This window comes from Pseudomonas sp. TWR3-1-1 (assembly GCF_049896545.1).
Classification (GTDB): domain Bacteria; phylum Pseudomonadota; class Gammaproteobacteria; order Pseudomonadales; family Pseudomonadaceae; genus Aquipseudomonas; species Aquipseudomonas weihenstephanensis.
On sequence record NZ_JAFCUO010000049.1, the window covers coordinates 1 to 818 of the forward strand.

At 47.1% G+C, this 818-nt stretch carries 1 protein-coding gene and 1 pseudogene; both read right to left on the reverse strand.

The window, feature by feature from the left end; translation table 11 throughout:
• Positions 1-267, reverse strand: a 267-nt coding sequence (locus ACP7A4_RS23140; protein WP_426248524.1) for a hypothetical protein, incomplete at its 3' end; no start/stop codon positions are given.
• A gap of 378 nt (positions 268-645) precedes the next feature.
• Positions 646-818, reverse strand: a pseudogene (locus ACP7A4_RS23145) (lysis protein); the annotation flags it as partial.

Genomic DNA, 818 nt, shown 5'->3' on the forward strand with positions numbered 1-818 from the left:
GCGCGCTGATAATTTATGCGATCCGATTGCAACACCGAGATTAGCTTTTTCACCTGAAATAATATGTGCAGCTGGAACACCATCTATCGACAAGATGATCGCACATCCATCCTCGAACGTAGAGTGCATTACAACTATCAATGCATCGGATTTCTGATTGAAGGCATACAATCTTTCGGGCGGTACATTTACTGTCTCATAAACATCTGATTGAGCCTTGCATCCAATCATCAACATCAATAAAACAAGTGAAGTTATATACTTCATGCTACTCCTCAATGTATTATTTAACGAGCCTGAACTGAGCCCTCGGAACCCCAATTTAACTCCCCCATGCACTTATCCCCGCACTGTCAAAAATCAGTCGACAATAAGCTTCAACGATGTCATTAACGCTGCCAAGCAAAGTCGTCTCCGAATAGAATCCGCAGGCTTTGGCGCAACTCTTGAGAGTGGCAGTTAAAAAATTCAGTTTGTTCAATCTCATAAAAACAATAAGTAGTAAGGCGCGTATGCTTTCTTAGTTGAAAGACAGCCAGATCGTCGAGGAGTTCTTTTTTTCTATTTGAAGCTCAGCAAAACTCAGGCGCTGTGCCTACTGCTATGATCTGCTGGCTCGGTAGGCGGGCGTGACGTTGCCGCACTCTATTGAGGCTGCTCCCTGGAGATTTCTTTGGCGTAGGCCTGACAGGCCTGCAGCGCGATCAGTCCTTGGTCGCCGTCGCTGGTGATTCCGATAATTCGTTGAGCATGCGCTGGGTCAAGTTGGGCTCTATGGGCGCCATAAACCACGCCGCCGGTGCTGGTGGTGGCTTGCA